Raw genomic sequence first — 19,087 nt, forward strand, 5'->3', positions numbered from 1 at the left:
CAGCGATGAGCGGCACACAGATGACTGTCATGCTCGAAGCTCCGAGCAGCACGACATACCGCGACCCTCGGGCGCTTCTGAACGCGGTACGTCGATACGTCAAGGAGTGCACCTACAACGTATTCGAGAGCCCCGGTTCCGAGGGCGAGGTGTGGAACCGCGAGATCGCGCTTCTCAAGCGGGACAACTCGCTCATGCTCGATGGCACGGCAGAACGCATTCTCAGTAACGCCGTGGCCTACCTGATCACGGCCATGGAGCGGCCGGAACTTCACCTCGGTGTCGGCAAGACGGTAGATATCGGGGTCCATCAGATCATCCTCGACACCCCCGTGTACTTCGCCTTCTGCGAGCGGTACAACGGCGGCAGGTACAAGCACCACGCACCCCTCATCGAGCGGCGCCGGGACGGTCTCGTTCTCCGCACTGCGGACGTGATCCGCGAGCAGGGGTTCAACCCGGACGAGGAGCTGTGGGCCAAGGACGGGTCCGACTGCTCGCCGTGCGACAACAAGGTCCCTGACAGCCACTGACCAACCCGATGGGGCGCCCCGTACCCTGCCCCTGGGGGCGGGGCCAATCGCCGTTCCACTCTCCCCGAAGGAGACCCGTTGGCCGCGCAGCACAACTTCGACCACGAACGCGAACTGTGGGATACGTTCGCCGAGTCGACCAAAAGGGACGTCATCGAGTCTGAACCGGTGTTCAGATGGACGCAGTACTCCGACCACGGCCCCGGCCCTGAAATGCTCGGACAGCCCGAAAGCGTGCTGGAGATCGGTTGCGGCACAGGACGCGCGCTGGCGTTCCTCGCGCAGCGGGGCATCAAAGCGCGCGGGGTGGACATGTCCCCCGTCATGGTGGCCCAGACCTCGGAGCGGTGGGGGCCGCTTGGCGTCGACTTCGTGTGCGCCGAAGTACTGGCCTTCCTACGCAGGGACACGCAGACCTATGACGGCGTCTACTCCGTGTTCGGCGCGGCCTGGTTCAGCGACCCGGCGCGCCTGTTCCCCTTGGTTCGTGCGCGCCTGAACCCTGCGGGCGTATTCGCCTTCTCCCAACCGCCGGCGATCCCCGGAGCATACGGCCCTCAAGGCATGTACAAGGGCGGTTTCGCGGGTAAGGCTCTGTTCACCTACCGATACAGCTATACGCCCCGGAAGTGGATGAGCCTTCTCTATGGGGCGGGCTTCGAGGAAGCTGAGGCACGGGTTCTCGACGCGCCAAAGCCCGACCACATCGGCACGCTGCTGGCGCGAGCTGTCGCGTCCTGAGCCGGGCCGTCCTGCCCCGTCTCATGCCTGCGCTGCGCTTGTTGCGAGATCACCGGTGCTGACCCACCGAGACCCCTTCGACGGCCCCATCCGTCTGTTGTTCCCCCGTGACGGACGGACCGGGCCGGCCGGCCCCCTCGTCCTACTGTGTTTCCGGCGCCGCCCGCCCCCGCCGCCCCGCGCTCCGTCGCAGTCGCGCCCGTACGGCCCGTTGGGCGACCGGGCCCAGGTCCTCCAGTACGCCGAGCAGTCCGGACAGCTGCTCCAGTGCGTCCAGGGCGCCCAGCGCGCCCTCCGGGTCCACGCCCTCGTACAGCTCCAGGCCGACGAAGCCCGCTGCGAGTGCCCGGGAGAGGCCGGCGACGTCCACGAATGCGGCGATCGGGGTCCCGGCCAGCACCCGGGCCAGCACCTTTTCGATCTCCTCGATCCACAGGGCGAGTCCGGCGGCGGTCGCGGGGACGAGCCGGGGCTGGGTCTGGGCCCCGGCCAAGAGCTGGGCGAGGACGGCGACATGGCCGGCGGCGCGCTCCTCGGCATGCAGCTCCCGCCCCAGCTCCAGGAGTTCGGCGAGGCTGCCGACCCGGGCGAAGCGCTCGCGGTAATGCGCGACGCGCTGCTCCGCGCCGTACCCGCAGGCGGCGGCGAGGAGTTCGTCGACGCTGCCGAAGTGGTAGAAGACCAGGGCCTGGTTGACTCCTGCGGTGGTGGCGATGCTGCGGGCCGAGGTCTTGGCGAGGCCCTGCTCGGTGAGCGTCCGCAGCGCACCGGCGAGCAATTTTGTACGGGTATCGGCGCTCATGTTCTGGCCTCCTCGCGCAAGGGCCGCAGCCCGGCGCGCACTCCTCGCTCGGCGATGTTCACGAACTCGGCGGAGAAAGACCCTTCGTAGCCGAAGAGGGGGCCGAACCGCCGGTTGCCGACCCGCACCTGGATACGGAAGCGCCCGGCCGCATCATCGTACGACTCGCGCACCACCGCATCGCCCCCGATCAGGTCCGGCACCCGGACGTCGACCGGCCCCTCCCGGAAGCGGTGCTCGCCGGAGCGGATGATCAGGGCCCCGCTGCCGTCCACCGTGAAGTGCAGGTCGGTGGCGAGGTGCTGGTGGGTGCCGAGGTAGTCGACGACGCAGTCGCGCTCGGGGCTGAAGACCATGGTGGCGTCGAAGCGGCGGGGGCGGCGCGGAAAGGAGAAGGTCCGGACGAAGGTGACGGTCTCGCGGCCGAAGGAGTCCGTGTACGGGACGTTCTCGATGACGAAGGGGATGTCCCGCCCGGCCTGTGGGACGAGGATGTGGCGGCTGCCGCCGAGGGCCAGGAAGGGCCGGACGAAGCTGCGGCCGTGCCAGATCCGGTCCATCGTGCCCCGCCCGATGCACGCCTCCCCGCTGTCGAGCCCGACGGAGAAGCGCCGCCGGATGTGCGGGTGGAGCCGGTCGAAGTCGGCGCCCAGGGCGCGCTGGAATATCGAGGTCATGACTGCTCCAGGGTGGCGAGGAGGGCGGTCGGGGCGGCAGCACTCTCGCTGCGTCCGGCCCGTTTCGGCGGGCGGCGCAGACAGCGGCGGGCTGCTGGGGTGACGGGCAGCGGCGGCAGCAGCAGCGCGGCGGCCGCCACGGAGAGCGCCACGCCGAATGCGGCGACGGGGACCGCGGCCAAAGCGGCGACGACGACGGCGATACGGACGCACAGCTCGGCGAGGGCGTAGCGCAGCGACCGCTCGGGGGTGATCCCGCGCTCGCACCACAGCCGCAGCCGGTCGAAGGACCAGGCGGTGGCCCAGCCCATGAGCGGCCGGAAGAGGAGCCGGTCGGCGGCCCGGCCGAAGCGTCCCCAGCGCGGCCGGTAGTCGTATCCGGTGAGGAACCGCAGCCCGTCGCCGTCCGGGACGTACCGCCAGTACCCGCTCCCCTCCGCGATGAGCGACAGCGGGTGCGCGGAGGAGAAGCGGAGGGCTGAAGTCCGGGTGCCGTCGGGCCGGTTACGTTCACCGGCCGAGACGCCGGTGCCGTGGACCGTGAGCAGCGGCAGGACGCGGGTGGCGTAGCGGAAGCGCTGCGGCTCCCCCGGTGCGCACGGCAGATAGTCGATCTCGCTGAACCGCAGGTCCCAGCGCTGGTGCTGGTCCGGCAGCTGACTGCGGTCCCACACCTCGTCGAGCCCGGCCCGGATGCGCGCCTCCACGTACAGCCCCATGCGACTTCCCCCGTCCAAGATGTTTGAGCGACTGCTCAAACGCAGCGTAGAGCGTTTTGAGCAGTCGCTCAAGGCCGGTGTCCGGGACGGAGGTTGCTCCGGGCGGGGAATCGGGGTGCGGTTGGCCCGGGAATCAGGGTGCGGTTGGCCCGGGAATCGGGTACGGGTCCGGGTTCGCCAGGGGCCACCGCCCTCAAGGTCCGACAGGGCCCGCCCACCACCCGCCACATCCCGGTAGCGGGTGGTGGGACCGGCTCGCTCGGCGTGGGGCATGAGTTTCCGGAAACCCGGGAGTACACGAGCACTTCCCCGGCGTCGGCCCGCGCCGCCAAATCGGCCTGTTTCTCATGCCTCCGGAAAGCAAGCCGGACAACATGAGAGTTACGGGCAACGGCGACAACTGCGCTACGCATCACGGCCCGCCACAGGTGAGTTCGCCCTGCACGTCGCCGGCGGGGCGAGACCTCCGGAGGAATGGAAAGGATCTCCAAGCCCGGGTCACCTACTGCAGCTCCGGCCAGGGGAAGGTCATTTTGTGCGCTACGTCAGATGACGGATGTTAAACCCCGTGCACCGACTTAGCTTTGAGCAGTCTCCGCGGTACACCATCCTGCGGTGAAGCGAAGAGAAAACGGATCGGATGGTGAGGGAGAGGCGTCACACAGGGCCGGATCAGCCGGTCGAGCCCTCGCCGTCGGCCTGCCCCCTCCGCAAGTGCAGTTCGTCACTGGATCCGACAAGCATCCGGTGCACCGAGAGAGAGCGAACGTAAATCGTGTTCAACCACAAGACCACCCCCCGAGGCATTTCACACCCCCGCCCCACCAGCGCACTGCTCGCGATGTCCCTGGCGGCAGTCGGGGTGGCGATGTCACCGTCAGCCGCCCACGCGGCGGAGCCCAATGAGTTCACCAGCGGGATCGTATTCACGGGCGATAATTCCTTGGCGCTCGCCGAGAATGCGACAGACGACGGGAAGCCCTTGGGCGGGGGAACCCTCGTAGAGAAAAAGGCCAATATAAAGAGCCAGATTTTCCGCTTCTCGCGTAACGACAACGGGACCCACCGCATCATCAGCGAACTGTCCCAAAATTGCCTCACCGCGGACAACGGCGGGCCGATATGGGCCACTGGGTTCAAGCCATGCAAGGCGGGCGACGCCATGCAGGACTGGAGCCTCAAGAAGGTCCGCGACAACGTCTATACGGTCTCAGCCGCCGCCTCCCTGGATCTGGGCGTCAACGGGAGGAGGTGCCTGACGAATGAACGTCAGTGGAATGAAGATGGGGTCAGTGCCAAGCCGTGCTTTGAGGACGAATCCGGTTTGGCAAAGACCTCCTGGATAATCAACGTCCCCCAGTAGGCTGCCCGCATCCCCCTCACCCACCACCGTTATGCCTCCGCAAGCCCCCCACGCCCCCACCCCGCGTGGCGGCGACGGCACGTAACGGCGGCCGCGGTCATCGCATGCAACGGGCGCCGGGGCTGATGCCCCGGCGCCCGTCGGCTTCTGTGGAGCTCAGTGTGAGTTCGTCTGACGGAAGCGGACCCACGTCACGACCGTCAGGCACGCAGTTGTCCACATCACGACGCTGGCGGTGGCCACGGACTCGACGTACTGCTCGTAACCGTCTGCGCGCAACTGGACCGCGAGGGCGCCCAGCGCCGTCCCCAGCGCCGCAAGCGCGGCGGACAGGGTTGCGAAGGGAGGCTGTGTCATTCCATCTCCTTTGACTGTGAACCGAAACAGTGTTCACGAGTCTAAAGACGATCTCGTCACAGCCGTCCCTGTCCGGCTCGGCGGCAGGGAGGCATGAGCGTGTCAGTGCCCAACGGCCAACCCCAGGGCCTGTCTTCACAGTCCCTGGCAGCGCGATGACGAGAACAGGCGCAGGGCGGCCACGTCTGACAAGGTCTGATGGTTCCCGGCGTCCAGGCACCGACCGGACTGCGCGGAGACGAGCCCATCCGTCGGGTCCGTGGCGGGGGGCCGCGGGCTCACCCGGTAGAGCACGGTGCCGCCGGCCGGAACGGTGGCGCTGATGGTGCCGTCGGTGCTGACCTGGCTGGAGTGCGCCCACAGGTCGTTGAGGTGGTAGCCGGTGCTGTTCGCCGGGAGGCCGACGGCCGCCGCGGTGGTCGAGATGACGGCCTGTGAGGACGACTCGTTGAACAGGGCCACGGCGACGTCGCCATTGGCCAGGGGGCGACGCAGCACGTTGAGGCCGTTCTCGGTGGTGACCGCCGTGCCCTGTTCGCCACGGCTGTCCTGATTGACAGCGATGACGTCCTTGTTGAGGTAGACGCTCAGGTCCTGGTCACTGATGGGGAAGCCGGTGCTGCCAGCGGCCGCGGGGGTACGCAGGTCGGCACCCGAGATCAGCGGGGCCGCGAGCACTGCGGCGACCGAGAGCTCGGACTTCTCCTGGTCATACGTCAGGCGCTTGGTGGGGTCGTGGGAACCCGACGCAAAAGCGTAGTTTCCGGTCCCCAGCATGTCTATGTCGTTCCATCCGCCGGGACCGGCCCACTTCGCCTTGTCCAAGTCGGTGTGGATGAGGCGTTTGAGGCCGTCGAAGGAGGCGTCCCGGTCCCCGTCGATGCGCCACATGTTGGCCACGCTCTTGCCCCACTCCCAGGGGGACTCGCCCTGGGCCGCGGGCTGGAGCGAGAGGCTGAAGACGATCGGACGGCCGGTTCGCTCAAGGGCGTCGCGCATGGTGCGGTCCCGGGTTTCCAGCGGCAGCTTTTCGTCGCCGGGCCGCTGGTCGGGGTCGCTGGCCGTGCAGTTGTCGTATTTGAGGAAGTCCACGCCCCACGAGGCGAAGGTGTCGGCGTCCTTCTGCTCCTGACCAAGACTTCCGGGGAAGCCCTGACACGTGTGGTACGTCGGGCTCTCGTAGACGCCGAACTTCAGGCCCTTGCCATGTACATACGCGGCGAGTTCGGCCAGGCCGTGGGGATACTTGGTCGCGTCGGGGACGAGGCGGCCTGCGGAGTCGCGGGACCGTTCCATCCAGCAGTCGTCGATGGTGAGGTACTGGTAGCCGGCGTCGCGCATGCCGCTGGACACCATGAAGTCGGCGGTGTCCTGAACGATTTGCTCGGTCGCGTTGCAGCCGAAGGTGTTCCAGCTGTTCCAGCCCATCGGTGGGGTGAGGGCCAGGTGGTTGTCCAGGGCCCGGGCGGGGTCTGCGGTGAGCAGGGGGACGCCGAACAGAGGGAGCATGAGGGACAGGGCGAACAGCAGACGGGAGAGCACACGCATGGAGGCCTCCAGCAGGGAGTCGGGGATCCGGGTGGATTCATGTCATGAGTGGCCGTCACCTCCGGCAGGGTGACCGTGCCCACCTCGGTCCAGGGGGTTGCGTCGGTGGAGCAGTCGGTGCGGCGGATCCGCTGTCTGACGCGGTGCGCGGGCAAGCGCACCAAAATCAACATAAGCAGTCAATGGCTGTAGTAATTCACCGCGTCGATCCGGCCAGTTCAAACAAGATGAAACGGATCTCAACGTTGCGCTACCTGCAGCGGCCCTCTCCGAGCGCTCGGGGAGCCATCGTTGCTGTGTGCAGGCCCCTGGGCCGGCAACGCCCCGGCAGGCAACAGCCGTGACGGCCGGTCAGGACGGCTCCACGAGGGTGGAACCCGACCCCGGAACCCGGGACGCCGTGATCACTAGACTGATCGAGTGACACCGGACCAGTGTCACCTCACTGTTTTCATGACACATGGGGGATACGCAGCATGCGCAAAATGAGCCGTTCGCTGGCAGTTGCCGTCACATCCGTGGCGGTTGCCGGTATCGCCTTCGCCGGGGTCGCGCCGGCCAGTGCCGCTCCGGTTGGTACCGCGGCGGCGAGCAGCGCCAAGTGCGACGGCATCCGGAAGGCCATCAGGCAGCACTCGGACGCGGGCTACCGGTACAAGGCAGTCGCCGCGCGGGAAGCCGACAAGGCGCACCCGGACCGGGACAAGGTCGCCCAGTACAAGGCGAAGGCGAAGGGCGAGTTCAGCGCCGTCGATGCGTACCAGGTGGAGTACGCGAGGCAGTGCAGGCGGTGATGTCGCTGCGATGACGTCGCTGCGATGACGTACGAGGGCCCGGCTCTTCGGAGCCGGGCCCTCGTGCGTGCGCCGTTGGGTGAGCGGGCTTCCGGATCCGGGAACAGATCGGCGGCCGCGGGTACTGAAACAGGTATGAGCGAAAACGGCGACTTCAGCGGATCCGGTGGCAGCGACTCCGGTGGCTTCCGGACCGAGCACGACTCGATGGGCGAGGTGCGGGTGCCCGCGCACGCCAAATGGCGGGCGCAGACGCAGCGGGCGGTGGAGAACTTCCCGATTTCCGGGCAGCGGCTGGAGCGGGCGCACATCGCGGCGCTGGCCCGGATCAAGGGGGCGGCCGCCCTGGTCAACGGCGAGCTGGGGGTGCTGGACAAGGAGATCGCGGAGGCCGTCCAGGAGGCCGCTGCCGAGGTCGCCGAGGGGCGGTGGGACGAGCACTTCCCCATCGATGTGTTCCAGACGGGGTCCGGGACGTCGTCGAACATGAACACCAATGAGGTCATCGCGACACTGGCGAGCGAGCGGCTGGGCCGGCAGGTGCATCCGAACGACCACGTCAATGCCAGTCAGTCGTCCAATGACGTCTTCCCGTCCTCGATTCATATCGCGGCGACGTCGGCGGTTCTCGACGATCTGATCCCGGCGCTGGAGCATCTGGCGGAGAGCCTGGAGCGGAAGGCCGAGGAGTTCGCCGAGGTCGTGAAGTCGGGGCGGACGCATCTGATGGATGCGACGCCGGTGACGCTGGGGCAGGAGTTCGGCGGCTATGCCGCCCAGGTGCGGTACGGCGTCGAGCGGCTGCGGGCCTCGTTGCCGCGGCTGGCGGAACTCCCGCTGGGCGGTACGGCGGTGGGGACGGGGATCAACACCCCGCCCGGGTTCTCGGCCGCGGTCATTGCGGAAGTGGCGCGGGTGACGGGGCTGCCGCTGACCGAGGCGCGCAACCACTTCGAGGCGCAGGGCGCGCGGGACGCGATCGTCGAGACCAGTGGGCAGCTGCGGACGGTCGGGGTCGGGCTGACGAAGATCGCCAACGATCTGCGGTGGATGGCCTCGGGGCCGCGGACCGGGCTCGCGGAGATCGCGCTGCCGGATCTGCAGCCGGGCTCGTCGATCATGCCGGGGAAGGTCAACCCGGTGATCCCGGAGGCGGTGCTGATGGTGGCGGCGCAGGTCACCGGCAATGACGCGACGGTGGCGGCGGCCGGGGCGGCCGGTAATTTCGAGCTGAATGTGATGCTTCCGGTCATTGCCCGGAATGTGCTCGAATCGATCCGGCTGATCGCCAATGTGTCGCGGCTGCTGGCGGACCGTACGGTCGACGGAATCACCGCGAACGCGGAACGGGCCCGTGAGTACGCCGAGTCGTCGCCGTCGGTCGTCACTCCGCTCAACAAGTACCTCGGGTACGAGGAGGCGGCGAAGGTCGCCAAGAGGTCCCTCGCCGAGCGGAAGACCATTCGGGAGGTGGTCCTGGAGGGCGGCTATGTCGAGCGGGGGCTGCTGACCGAGGAGCAGTTGGACGAGGCGCTGGACGTGCTGCGGATGACGCATCCGTAAATACGGAGCGGCGCAGGATACCCCGTCCGTAACGCCGAGTGCGGCTCACGTCACGGCGCGCGTCATGCCGCACCTCTAAGATCTGCGCATGACAGCGGACATGGTGGACACGACGGAAGGCGAGACGGCCGGCGGCCGCGGGGCGGCCGGGGCGAAGCGGGCGGCGGACGGGGCGCACTGGGCGCCGGGGGACCACATCCTCTGGCGCTATCGCGACAACGCCGATGACGGGCGGTTCCACATCTGCCGGCCGATGACCGTTGTCCAGGACACCGACGAGCTGCTGGCGGTGTGGATGGCACCCGGCACCGCCTGCATCAAGCCGGTGCTCGCCGACGGCACACCGGTGCACCGTGAGCCGCTGTCCACCCGCTACACCAAACCGCGCCGGACCGCCCGTGACCACTGGTTCGGCACCGGTGTGCTGAAGCTGGCCCGGCCCGGCGACCCGTGGTCGGTGTGGCTGTTCTGGGAGCGCGGCTGGCAGTTCAAGAACTGGTACGTCAATCTGGAAGAGCCGCGCCGTCGTTGGGCGGGCGGCATTGACTCCGAGGATCACTTTCTCGACATCTGTGTCTATCCGGACCGGCACTGGGAGTGGCGGGACGAGGACGAGTTCGCTCAGGCGCAGCGGGACGGGCTGATGACGCACGCACAGGCCGCCGAGGTCAGATCGGCGGGCCGGGCCGCGATCGCACAGATCGCGGCCTGGCGCGCGCCGTACGCCGACGGCTGGGAGGACTGGCGGCCCGATCCGGCCTGGGGCGTTCCCCGGCTCCCGAAGGACTGGGACCGCGCACCGGAGCGTTTGCGGTCGTGAGGGAGTGAAGTGAAACGACGTGAGTGAAGGGGGCGAACCGTGGAAAGGTGCGCCTATGGGCAAAGCTGTTTCCCGCGGGGCGGGAGGCAGGGCCGAGCCCCCTTGCTGCGCCCCCGGCCTTCAAACGTAGGATCGTCCTCCGCAAGACTGCACAGGCGCAACTCCAGAACTGGAAAACGAACTTGACCGCGGTCGCAGGAGGGGCGAGGTCGTGAGTGCGACTAGCTACGACGGATATGAGGGGCTGAACCGGTTAGCACTGGACCGGGCCGGCCAGGCCGAGGCGTTCGACGCCATCGGCAACCGGTATGACGACGCCTTCCCGCACAAGGAGGGCCAGCTCGCCTCGGGCGCCTGGCTGGCCGACACACTGCCCGCCGGCTCGCGGATCCTGGACCTCGGATGCGGTACGGGCCTGCCGAGCGCCCGCCAGCTCGCGGACGCCGGGCACCGTGTCGTGGGTATCGATCTCTCCCCCTCGATGATCAGACTGTCCCGGCAGCACGTCCCGGGCGCCGACTTCCACCGGCTGGACATCGCCGATCTGCGCGGCGGCCGACTCGGCGGCCGTGGCTCCTTCGACGGTATTGCCGCTTATTTCTCGCTTCTGATGCTGCCCCGTGCCGAAATCCCTTACGCACTGGGCATGCTGCATGATCTGCTACGTCCTGAGGGGCTGCTTGCCCTGTCGATGGTCGAGGCGGATGTGGACGACTTCACGATTCCGTTCCTGGGCAACTCGATCCGGGTATCGGGTTACCTGCGGGACGACCTGCGCCAGGTCGTGCACGATGCGGGTTTCGACGTCGTCGGGGAAGATGCCTACGCATACGCCCCGTCAAGTACGGACGTACCACCCGAGATCCAGCTCTTTCTGCACCTGCGACGCGCTTGAGACGCAGCGCGTCGGGCGCGGCCGCACGGTCGGCGCGCTCGGAACGCGGCGCGTCGGGCGCGCAGCCCCGGACGGATGGAATCCCACGCGTGACGGAGCACCCCACCTCCCACCCATCGCGGCAGTCGGCCTCGACCGCCGCGTCCTCGCTGTCCCCTGCCCGGGGGCCGGCCGGGACGGCGCCGCTCGGCGCGGTCCCCGACCCGCGCAGCGCCCTGCAGCAGCCCGGCACGACCGGGTGCGTTCCGGTGCCCGGCACCGGCTTCGCGGTGCGCGGCGGTGACGACATAGGTCTCGCCGGTGTCACCGTCACGGCCTCGGCGGGCTCGCCGGCCGGCCATGACGACGGCGAGCCGGCCGCGGACCACGGCGCGGCGCGGCGGGACCCGTCGGCGGACGCGGACCGCGCCGCCGCCGGGCACTCCGGCGGGCGTGCCACTGATCACTCCGCCGCGCACCGCGGCGGTCAAGCCGCCGCACGCGACGCCTCGGTCCCGTATGGGGAGGCGTACGGCGACTCGTACGGGGAGGTTTCCATGCCTGCGAGCGGACGGCCGGACGGGGCGGCGGGCCGGGAGACGGCCCGTGCCGCACAGCGGGTGGCGCAGGGCGCGGTGGGCCGCGCCGAGGCGCCCGAGCCGGGCGAGGAGCCGCACCACGGTCAGCGCCCGCGCCACGGCGGTGAGGGCGTCGGGCGGCCGCGGGAGGGCAGCGGTCCGTCCGGCACCGGGCGGTCGCGGCCGCGCGGCGGCGATCCGGGCGGGACGGTGCCGGAGCAGGCGCCGCACGGCGGACGGTCCGCGGTCCCGGGTGCCCCGCACGGTGAGATGGCGCGGCCGGCGGCCGGGGAAGCCGCCGGGGCGCAGGTGCCCGCACCGGCCGGCCCGCCGCCGGACCTGCCCGCGCCGCCGGCCCGGTCGGCGCATCCGGGCGAGAGCGGTGAGGTGGCCGCGGCCCGGCAGGCCGGCGGTGACCGGCTGCGCTTCATCGGGGCGGCGACGCGGCGGATCGCCCGGGGCATCGACCTCGACGAGATCGTGCTCGGGCTGTGCCGGGCGACGGTGCCGACGTTCGCCGACGCCATCCTGGTCTATCTGCGGGATCCGCTGCCGGTGGGCGATGAGCGCCCGACCGGTCCTGTGGTGCTGCGGCTGCGCCGTACCGACCGGATTCCGGAGGAGCCGGACACCAACGGCGGCCGGCTGCCGGTACTGCCCGCGCAGCCCGATCTGGGTCCGGCGATGGGCGGCAGCGCGGCGGAGCTGGCCGAGGTGGAGCCCGGCGGTCCGCTGGCCGAGGTGCTGCGGGGCGTACGGCCGCTGTTCGGCGAGGCGCAGGCGGCGCGGACAGCGCTGCCGGAGCTGCTGGGTCCGGATCCGCGGCTGCCCGGTGGCCACCGGGTGATCCTGGCGCCGCTGCGCGGCCGCCGCCGGGTGATCGGTGCGGCGGTGTTCCTGCGCCGTCCGGACCGGCCGGCGTTCGAGCCGGACGATCTGCTGGTGGCGGCACAGCTGGCGACGCACACCGCGCTGGGTGTGGACAAGGCGGTGCTCTACGGCCGCGAGGCGTATATCGCCGATGCGTTGCAGCGCACGATGCTGCCGGACTCGCTGCCGCAGCCGACCGGGGTCCGGCTGGCCAGCCGCTATCTGCCGGCCGCCGAGACGGCCCGGGTGGGCGGCGACTGGTACGACGCGATCCCGCTGCCGGGCAGCCGGGTGGCGCTGGTCGTCGGCGATGTCATGGGGCACTCGATGACCTCGGCCGCGATCATGGGCCAGCTGCGGACCACCGCCCAGACGCTGGCCGGACTGGACCTGCCGCCGCAGGAGGTGCTGCACCATCTCGACGAGCAGGCGCAGCGGCTGGGTACGGACCGTATGGCGACCTGCATGTACGCGGTCTACGACCCGGTGGCGCACCGGATCACCATCGCCAACGCGGGGCATCCGCCGCCGGTGATGCTGCACCGCGGCGGGCGCGCCGAGGTGCTGCGGGTGCCGTCGGGTGCGCCGATCGGTGTCGGCGGGGTGGACTTCGAGGCGGTGGAGCTGGACGCCCCCGCGGGCGCCACGCTCGTCCTCTATACGGACGGTCTGGTCGAGTCGCGTATCCGGGACGTGTGGACCGGGATCGAGCAGCTGCGGGAGCGGCTGGCGGAGACGGCCCGGCTGACGGGTCCCAACCCGCCGCCGCTGGAGCCGATGTGCGACGAGGTGCTGGACATGCTGGGCCCCGGCGACCGCGATGACGACATCGCGCTGCTGGCGGCCCGGTTCGACGGGATCGCGCCCAGCGATGTCGCGTACTGGTATCTGGACCCGAAGGCGCAGACGGCCGGTCAGGCCCGGCGGCTGGCCCGGCGGGCGCTGGCGCGCTGGGGTCTGGAGGAGCTGACCGACCAGTTGGAGCTGCTGGTCAGCGAGGTGGTGACGAATGCGGTGCGGTATGCGGAGCGGCCGATCACGCTGCGGTTGCTGCGAACGGACGTACTGCGCTGCGAGGTCGGTGACGACGTCCCGCAGCTGCCGCGGCTGCGCCAGGCCCGGCCGTCGGACGAGGGCGGGCGGGGTCTCTATCTCGTGAACCGGATGGCGCGGCGCTGGGGCGCGACCCGTCTGAGCATGGGAAAGGTCGTCTGGTTCGAGCTGTCGATGCCGCCGGGGACGCCGCGCCGCTGAGTCTGCCGGGTGCCCCGGCCCCCGTCCCACATGTTGGACCCCGTCTGAGACCGGACGGGGTCCAACTCTTGCCGACATGCCGTCGGGGGAGTTGACTGCTTGGGTGGGCGTAAGGGACTGACTGCCCCAATTCGGGACTGACCGACCCCTGCTCCCAGTCGTCGAACCAGGAGGCACTCCTCCATGACCAGCACCGCGCACAACGTCCCGCGCACAACGAACAACGCCGGCGTTCCGGTGGAGAGCGACGAGCACTCACTCAGCGTGAGTCCCGATGGTCCCATCCTGCTCCAGGATCACTACCTCATCGAGAAGATGGCCCAGTTCAACCGGGAACGGGTCCCCGAGCGGGTGGTGCACGCCAAGGGCGCCGGTGCGTACGGCTTCTTCCAGGTCACCAACGACGTCAGCCAGTTCACCAAGGCGGATCTCTTCCAGCCGGGCAAGACCACCGAGATGCTGGCCCGTTTCTCGACCGTCGCGGGTGAGCAGGGCTCCCCCGACACCTGGCGCGACCCCCGTGGCTTCGCGCTGAAGTTCTACACCGAGGACGGCAACTACGACCTCGTGGGGAACAACACCCCGGTCTTCTTCGTCCGTGACACGATCAAGTTCCAGGACTTCATCCGCTCGCAGAAGCGCCGCCCGGACAACGGGATGCGCGACAACGACATGCAGTGGGACTTCTGGACGCTCTCGCCGGAGTCCGCGCACCAGGTCACCTGGCTGATGGGCGACCGCGGTATCCCCAAGAGCTACCGCCACATGAACGGCTACGGCTCGCACACCTACATGTGGGTCAACGCCGGCGGCGAGAGGTTCTGGATCAAGTACCACTTCAAGACCGACCAGGGCATCGACTTCCTCACCCAGGCGGACGCGGACCGGATCGCCGGCGAGGACGGCGACTTCCACCGGCGCGATCTGTTCGAGGCCATCGACGGCGGGAACGCTCCGTCGTGGACGCTGTATGTGCAGGTCATGCCGTTCGCGGACGCCCCGGACTACCGGTTCAACCCGTTCGATCTGACCAAGGTGTGGCCGCACGGCGACTACCCGCTGATCGAGGTCGGGCGGATGACGCTCAACAAGAACCCCGAGGACTACTTCATCCACATCGAGCAGGCGGCGTTCGAGCCGTCCAACATGGTGCCGGGTGTCGGTCCCTCGCCGGACAAGATGCTGCTCGGCCGGCTGTTCTCCTACGCGGACACGCACCGGTACCGCATCGGCCCGAACTACGCCCAGCTGCCGCCCAACCGGCCGCATGTGCCCGTCCACTCGTACGCGAAGGACGGCCCGATGCGGTACGAGCCGTCCCGTGCGGCCCGCCCGTACGCCCCGAACAGCTACGGCGGCCCGGCGGCGGACACCCTGCGCTACGGGGAGCCCGCGGGCTGGGAGACCGGCGGTGAGATGGTCCGCGAGGCCTACACCCTGCGCCGCGACGACGATGACTTCGGCCAGCCGGGCACCATGGTCCGCCAGGTCCTCGACGACGCGGCCCGCGACCGGCTCGTCGGCAATGTGTCCGGTCATCTCCTCAACGGCGTCAGCCGTCCGGTGCTGGACCGTGCGCTCCAGTACTGGCGCAACATCGACAAGAACGTGGGCGACCGGATCGCCCACAAGGTGAACGGCGGCTGAGGCTCCGGCTCCCCGCGTACACACGCACCGCGGCCCCCACCTCGATGGTGGGGGCCGCGGTGCGGTGTCGCAGGGACCGGCGTCAGTTGAGGCCGGTCAGGCTGTCGCCGTCGGGCTTCCCGCCGGTCGGCTTGCCCTGGCCGCCGGTCTCCCCGCCGTCGTCGCCGCCGCTCGGCGGGGGCGAACTGGGGTCGGTCGGGGTGGCCGGGTCCGACGGCTTGCCGCTCTCGCTGTTCGTCGGCCGCCCGCTCGGGGTCGACGGGGTCGGCGACGGCGTACCGCTCGGTGTCTTGGACGGTGACGGGGTGGCCGACGGGGTCTTGCTCGGCGTCGGGGTGGGGGTCGGCGGCACTCCGGCACCGAGGTCGGTTTCGAGGTCGAACTCCGCGCCGGTGCTGCCGCCCAACGCCGACTCCGTGTAGTCGGCCCACACCCGGGCCGGGTAGCCGCCGCCGTTGACCCGGCCGCCGCCACCGGCGCCCTTGAGAGTGACCTGGGCGCCCCCCTTGGGGGACTCGCCGAACATGCCGACCGCGGTGACCAGCTTGGGCGTGTAACCGACGAACCACGCCGACTTGTTGTCGTCGGAGGTACCGGTCTTGCCGGCCGCCTCGTAGGCGGTGTTCTTCACCGACTGCGAGGCGGTGCCGTCGCTGACCACACCGGTCAGGACCGAGGTGAGGGTGTCGGCGGTCCGGCGGCTGAGGACCTGGTCGCCGATCGGGTCCTTGAGCGGGACCTCGGTCTGAACGCCGTTGACGGGGTGCACCGCCTTCTTGACCAGCGTCGGGGTGACCTTCTTGCCGTGGTTGTCGAGCGTGGCGTAGGCCCCGGCCATCTGGAGCGGGCTGGCGCCCATGGTGCCCAGGGTCATCGCGGGCTTGGCGTCGATCTTGGAGCCGTCCATGCCCAGGCTGACCGCGGTCTTCTTGACCTCTTCCAGGCCGGCGTCCGCGCCCATCTGCGCGAAGACCGCGTTGACGGAGTTGTTGGTCGCCGTCTGGACGCTGATCTTCCCGTACTGCTCCTCGTCCTCATTGGGCGGCGCGAAGGCGATGTTCCCGCCGACGACCGGACGGCGGTTACGGCCGTCGTAGATCGTGTTCGGGGTGATCGGGAGGCCGTCCTGGGTGACCCTGTTGTTCTCCATCGCCGACGCCAGGATCAGCGGCTTGAAGGTGGAGGCGGGCTGGTAGTCGGAGCGCGTGGCGTTGTTCGTGTAGTGCTTCGGATAGCCGTCGCCGCCGTACATCGCCACGATGTGCCCGGACTTGGGGTCCACCGAGGTGGCACCGAGCTGGGCGTCCCCGTCGACCTTGCGCTTCTTGGGGTCGAGGTCGTCGGTGAGCTTGCGCTGGACGGACTTCTCCAGCGCCTGCTGCTTCCTCTTGTCGATGCCGAGGGTGACGGTCCAGCCGCCGGCCTCGAATTCGGTCTCGTCGACGCCCTGGGCGAAGAGCTCTTGCTTGGCCTGCTTGACGAGGTAGCTGGTCTGGCCGGTCAGACCGGGCAGCGGCTTGGGAGGCTTGGGCCTGGCGAAGGTCTGCTTGGCGCGGTCGGCCGCGGGGAGCCACTTCATCTCGACCATGTTGTCGAGGGTGTATGCCCAGCGCTCCTGGACCAGCTTCCGGCCGGCCTGGGTCGCGCTGGTCCAGTCGTACTGGCTCGGCGCCTGGAGCAGCGAGGCGAGGTAGGCGCCCTGCGAGACGGTGAGCTTCTCGACGTCCACGCCGTAGTAGGCCTGGGCCGCGGCCTGGATGCCGTAGGCGCCGCGGCCGTAGTAGCTGGTGTTGATGTAGCCGGCGAGGATGGTGTCCTTGTCGTACTTGTTGTCCACCTTGAGCGAGATGACGATCTCCTGGAGCTTGCGGGAAACCGTCTGCTCCTGGCTCAGGTAGTAGTTCTTGACGTACTGCTGGGTGATCGTCGAGCCACCCTGCTTGCCCTGGCCCCGCAGGGTGTTGAGCACACCGCGCAGGGTGCCCTTCAGGTCGACGCCGGAGTCGTCGTAGAAGGTCTTGTTCTCCGCGGCGACGAAGGTGCGCTGGACGTCCTTGGGTATGCGGTTGAGCGGGACGCTCTCCCGGTTGACCTGGCCGACCCGCGCCAAGACCTTGCCGTCGGAGTACTTGTAGACATTGCTCTGCAGCTTGGCAGCACTGTTGCCCTGGGGGATGTCCACGTACAGATACAGGCCGATGAAACCGAGGATGCCCAGCAGGCACGCCCCGAGGAAGGTTCCGAGGAGCTTCTTCCAGGTGAAGAAGCGGCGTATGCCGGACTTCTTCTCTTTCGGCTTGGCACGGCGGACGCTCCCCTGCCGCGCCCGTCTCGCTTCCGCTCGGCCCATCGCTTCAGCAACTCCAGTCGTTCCGCCCCCAGCTAACTCAGCTGTTGAAGCTAACACCGCATCTGTCAACAAATACTCATCGATCAAGGCTTTTCCCGACGTGACAAACAGCACCCGTCGCGGCGGAACCGCGGGGTGGGTTTTGCGCGTCGCCACCCCCTCACCTGGGGACTTGCCACCGGAACCCCCATGCATATCACTGGACGCCGCCGCCCGGCGCACGTTAAAGTGCTATCACTTTGCTAGACCAGCGACATCACCAATTGCGGCGGACATCACGTGCCGCACCTGGAGAAACGGGGATCCCTATGTCCGACCAGACACCGGCCGACCGCACCGACGGCCCCGGCGGCGACCTCACCGTCGACGCCCCCGAGATGCCCAGACCACAGGTCCGCGAGGTCCCGGCGCACAGCATTCCGGGCGGTCTCGCCCTGCTGCTGACCGTGCTCGGGGTGGCACTGGGCATCGCCTTGATCGTCATCGGCGGCATCCTCGGCGACGGCGGCGACAAGGCGGTCGGCGTACCGATGATCATCGTCGGCGTCCTGCTGCTGCTCACCTCGTTCTTCTGCATGACCGGCGTGAAGATGGTCGCGCCCGGCGAGGCCCGCGTCATCCAGCTCTTCGGGCGCTATGTCGGCACCATCCGCACCGACGGACTGCGCTGGGTCAACCCGCTCACCTCCGCCCGGAAGATCTCCACCCGGGTGCGCAACCACGAGACCGCGGTACTGAAGGTCAACGACGCCTACGGCAACCCGATCGAGCTGGCCTCGATCGTGGTCTGGCAGGTCGAGGACACCGCCCAGGCGCTCTTCGAGGTCGACGACTTCCTGGAGTTCGTCGCCACCCAGACCGAGGCGGCCGTCCGGCACATCGCGATCGAGTACCCCTATGACGCACACGACGAGGACGCCCTGTCCCTGCGCGGCAACGCCGAGGAGATCACCGAGAAGCTGGCCCAGGAGCTGACCGTACGGGTCCAGGCCGCCGGTGTACGGATCATCGAGTCCCGCTTCAGCCACCTCGCCTACGCCCCCGAGATCGCCTCCGCGATGCTCCAGCGCCAGCAGGCCGGTGCGGTGGTCGCGGCCCGCCAGCAGATCGTCGAGGGTGCGGTCGGCATGGTCGAGCAGGCACTGGCACGGATCAGCGAGCAGGGCATCGTCGAGCTGGACGAGGAGCGCAAGGCAGCCATGGTGAGCAATCTGATGGTGGTGCTGTGCGGCGACCGGGCCGCCCAGCCGGTCCTGAACACGGGCTCGCTCTACCAGTGAGTGCCGACGCCCCCGAGGGGTCCGGCGCCGAGAGCGAGCGGACCCCCGCGCGACGGCCGCAGCAGCGCAAGCAGGTGCTGCTGCGGCTGGACCCGTTGATCCATGACGCGCTGGCGCGCTGGGCCGGCGACGAGTTGCGCAGTGCCAACGCACAGATCGAGTTCCTGCTCCGCAAGGCACTGACCGAGGCGGGCCGGCTGCCGCGGGGAGCGGGGGCGATACCGCGACGCGGACGGCCGCCGAAGGAGCCGGACGGCGACTGACGCACCCGCCCGGCGCGGTATGCGGACGCGCCGTGCGGGACCGGCCCCTGGGCC

17 protein-coding genes are annotated in these 19,087 nt (G+C 69.3%); 11 read left to right on the forward strand and 6 right to left on the reverse strand.

The window, feature by feature from the left end:
• Positions 1–20: 20 nt before the first annotated feature.
• Together AB0C46_RS21870 and AB0C46_RS21875 are read left to right on the forward strand one after the other, a co-directional pair.
• Complete coding sequence (locus AB0C46_RS21870) at positions 21–533, forward strand: hypothetical protein (protein ID WP_362829709.1); 513 nt, start codon at positions 21–23, stop codon at positions 531–533.
• Positions 534–611: 78 nt separating this feature from the next.
• Positions 612–1,274 (forward strand): class I SAM-dependent methyltransferase, encoded by a 663-nt coding sequence (locus tag AB0C46_RS21875; RefSeq protein WP_362829639.1) that lies wholly within the window; start codon positions 612–614, stop codon positions 1,272–1,274.
• Between the two features lie 142 nt (positions 1,275–1,416).
• On the opposite strand, the gene AB0C46_RS21880 is transcribed toward AB0C46_RS21875, so the two are convergent.
• Genes AB0C46_RS21880 through AB0C46_RS21890 form a run of 3 tightly spaced genes read right to left on the reverse strand, consistent with a single transcriptional unit; the run spans position 1,417 to position 3,472 of the window.
• Positions 1,417–2,076 carry a TetR/AcrR family transcriptional regulator gene (locus AB0C46_RS21880; RefSeq protein WP_362829640.1) on the reverse strand — a complete coding sequence of 220 codons (660 nt, stop codon included), beginning with the start codon at positions 2,074–2,076 and terminating at the stop codon, positions 1,417–1,419.
• Positions 2,073–2,753: a DUF4166 domain-containing protein gene (locus AB0C46_RS21885; RefSeq protein ID WP_362829641.1), complete on the reverse strand. Its 681-nt coding sequence runs from the start codon at positions 2,751–2,753 to the stop codon at positions 2,073–2,075. The genes AB0C46_RS21880 and AB0C46_RS21885 overlap by 4 nt, the downstream gene beginning before the upstream one ends.
• Entirely contained in the window at positions 2,750–3,472 is a 723-nt protein-coding gene (locus AB0C46_RS21890; protein WP_362829642.1) for a hypothetical protein, read from the reverse strand. Before AB0C46_RS21890 ends, AB0C46_RS21885 begins: the two co-directional genes overlap by 4 nt.
• A gap of 775 nt (positions 3,473–4,247) precedes the next feature.
• On the opposite strand from AB0C46_RS21890, the gene AB0C46_RS21895 reads away from it, so the two are divergent.
• Entirely contained in the window at positions 4,248–4,835 is a 588-nt protein-coding gene (locus AB0C46_RS21895; protein ID WP_362829643.1) for an RICIN domain-containing protein, read from the forward strand.
• Positions 4,836–4,991: 156 nt separating this feature from the next.
• Here the strand turns inward: AB0C46_RS21895 and AB0C46_RS21900 are convergent, their stop codons facing one another.
• Together AB0C46_RS21900 and AB0C46_RS21905 are read right to left on the reverse strand one after the other, a co-directional pair.
• Complete coding sequence (locus tag AB0C46_RS21900; protein ID WP_362829645.1) at positions 4,992–5,192, reverse strand: SCO3870 family protein; 201 nt, start codon at positions 5,190–5,192, stop codon at positions 4,992–4,994.
• Positions 5,193–5,327: 135 nt separating this feature from the next.
• Positions 5,328–6,740, reverse strand: a complete 1,413-nt coding sequence (locus AB0C46_RS21905; protein ID WP_362829647.1) for a glycoside hydrolase family 27 protein — start codon at positions 6,738–6,740, stop codon at positions 5,328–5,330.
• Positions 6,741–7,225: 485 nt separating this feature from the next.
• Between AB0C46_RS21905 and AB0C46_RS21910 the strand changes: the two genes are divergently transcribed.
• The 6 genes from AB0C46_RS21910 (at position 7,226) to AB0C46_RS21935 (ending at position 15,140) form a co-directional block, all read left to right on the forward strand.
• On the forward strand, positions 7,226–7,534 hold the full coding sequence (locus AB0C46_RS21910) for a hypothetical protein (protein WP_362829648.1): 309 nt from the start codon (positions 7,226–7,228) through the stop codon (positions 7,532–7,534).
• A gap of 135 nt (positions 7,535–7,669) precedes the next feature.
• Positions 7,670–9,097, forward strand: coding sequence for a class II fumarate hydratase (locus AB0C46_RS21915; protein ID WP_362829650.1), 1,428 nt, complete (start codon positions 7,670–7,672; stop codon positions 9,095–9,097).
• A 100-nt stretch (positions 9,098–9,197) separates the two neighbouring features.
• Positions 9,198–9,917 carry a DUF402 domain-containing protein gene (locus AB0C46_RS21920; RefSeq protein ID WP_362829711.1) on the forward strand — a complete coding sequence of 240 codons (720 nt, stop codon included), beginning with the start codon at positions 9,198–9,200 and terminating at the stop codon, positions 9,915–9,917.
• A gap of 211 nt (positions 9,918–10,128) precedes the next feature.
• Positions 10,129–10,812 (forward strand): methyltransferase domain-containing protein, encoded by a 684-nt coding sequence (locus AB0C46_RS21925; RefSeq protein ID WP_362829651.1) that lies wholly within the window; start codon positions 10,129–10,131, stop codon positions 10,810–10,812.
• Between the two features lie 89 nt (positions 10,813–10,901).
• Positions 10,902–13,493, forward strand: a complete 2,592-nt coding sequence (locus AB0C46_RS21930; RefSeq protein WP_362829653.1) for a SpoIIE family protein phosphatase — start codon at positions 10,902–10,904, stop codon at positions 13,491–13,493.
• Positions 13,494–13,676: 183 nt separating this feature from the next.
• Positions 13,677–15,140 (forward strand): catalase, encoded by a 1,464-nt coding sequence (locus AB0C46_RS21935; RefSeq protein WP_362829654.1) that lies wholly within the window; start codon positions 13,677–13,679, stop codon positions 15,138–15,140.
• Between the two features lie 82 nt (positions 15,141–15,222).
• On the opposite strand, the gene AB0C46_RS21940 is transcribed toward AB0C46_RS21935, so the two are convergent.
• Complete coding sequence (locus AB0C46_RS21940) at positions 15,223–17,490, reverse strand: transglycosylase domain-containing protein (protein ID WP_362829655.1); 2,268 nt, start codon at positions 17,488–17,490, stop codon at positions 15,223–15,225.
• Between the two features lie 308 nt (positions 17,491–17,798).
• Here AB0C46_RS21940 and AB0C46_RS21945 point away from each other — a divergent pair, with 308 nt between their 5' ends.
• Both AB0C46_RS21945 and AB0C46_RS21950 read left to right on the forward strand, forming a co-directional pair.
• Positions 17,799–18,770: an SPFH domain-containing protein gene (locus tag AB0C46_RS21945; RefSeq protein WP_362829657.1), complete on the forward strand. Its 972-nt coding sequence runs from the start codon at positions 17,799–17,801 to the stop codon at positions 18,768–18,770.
• Positions 18,767–19,033 carry a hypothetical protein gene (locus AB0C46_RS21950; RefSeq protein ID WP_362829658.1) on the forward strand — a complete coding sequence of 89 codons (267 nt, stop codon included), beginning with the start codon at positions 18,767–18,769 and terminating at the stop codon, positions 19,031–19,033. The genes AB0C46_RS21945 and AB0C46_RS21950 overlap by 4 nt, the downstream gene beginning before the upstream one ends.
• Positions 19,034–19,087 lie beyond the last annotated feature (54 nt).

The sequence above is a fragment of the Streptomyces sp. NPDC048637 genome (assembly GCF_040650675.1).
In the GTDB taxonomy this organism is placed as follows: Bacteria; Actinomycetota; Actinomycetes; order Streptomycetales; family Streptomycetaceae; genus Streptomyces.

Bases quoted from the DNA above. Each gene is read 5' to 3' on its own strand.
- AB0C46_RS21885 (WP_362829641.1), bottom strand. From the start codon at position 2,753: ATGACCTCGATATTCCAGCGCGCCCTGGGCGCCGACTTCGACCGGCTC.
- AB0C46_RS21940 (WP_362829655.1), bottom strand. From the start codon at position 17,490: ATGGGCCGAGCGGAAGCGAGACGGGCGCGGCAGGGGAGCGTCCGCCGT.
- AB0C46_RS21905 (WP_362829647.1), bottom strand. From the start codon at position 6,740: ATGCGTGTGCTCTCCCGTCTGCTGTTCGCCCTGTCCCTCATGCTCCCT.
- AB0C46_RS21915 (WP_362829650.1), top strand. From the start codon at position 7,670: ATGAGCGAAAACGGCGACTTCAGCGGATCCGGTGGCAGCGACTCCGGT.
- AB0C46_RS21910 (WP_362829648.1), top strand. From the start codon at position 7,226: ATGAGCCGTTCGCTGGCAGTTGCCGTCACATCCGTGGCGGTTGCCGGT.
- AB0C46_RS21945 (WP_362829657.1), top strand. From the start codon at position 17,799: ATGTCCGACCAGACACCGGCCGACCGCACCGACGGCCCCGGCGGCGAC.
- AB0C46_RS21890 (WP_362829642.1), bottom strand. From the start codon at position 3,472: ATGGGGCTGTACGTGGAGGCGCGCATCCGGGCCGGGCTCGACGAGGTG.
- AB0C46_RS21900 (WP_362829645.1), bottom strand. From the start codon at position 5,192: ATGACACAGCCTCCCTTCGCAACCCTGTCCGCCGCGCTTGCGGCGCTG.
- AB0C46_RS21920 (WP_362829711.1), top strand. From the start codon at position 9,198: ATGGTGGACACGACGGAAGGCGAGACGGCCGGCGGCCGCGGGGCGGCC.
- AB0C46_RS21880 (WP_362829640.1), bottom strand. From the start codon at position 2,076: ATGAGCGCCGATACCCGTACAAAATTGCTCGCCGGTGCGCTGCGGACG.
- AB0C46_RS21870 (WP_362829709.1), top strand. From the start codon at position 21: ATGACTGTCATGCTCGAAGCTCCGAGCAGCACGACATACCGCGACCCT.
- AB0C46_RS21935 (WP_362829654.1), top strand. From the start codon at position 13,677: ATGACCAGCACCGCGCACAACGTCCCGCGCACAACGAACAACGCCGGC.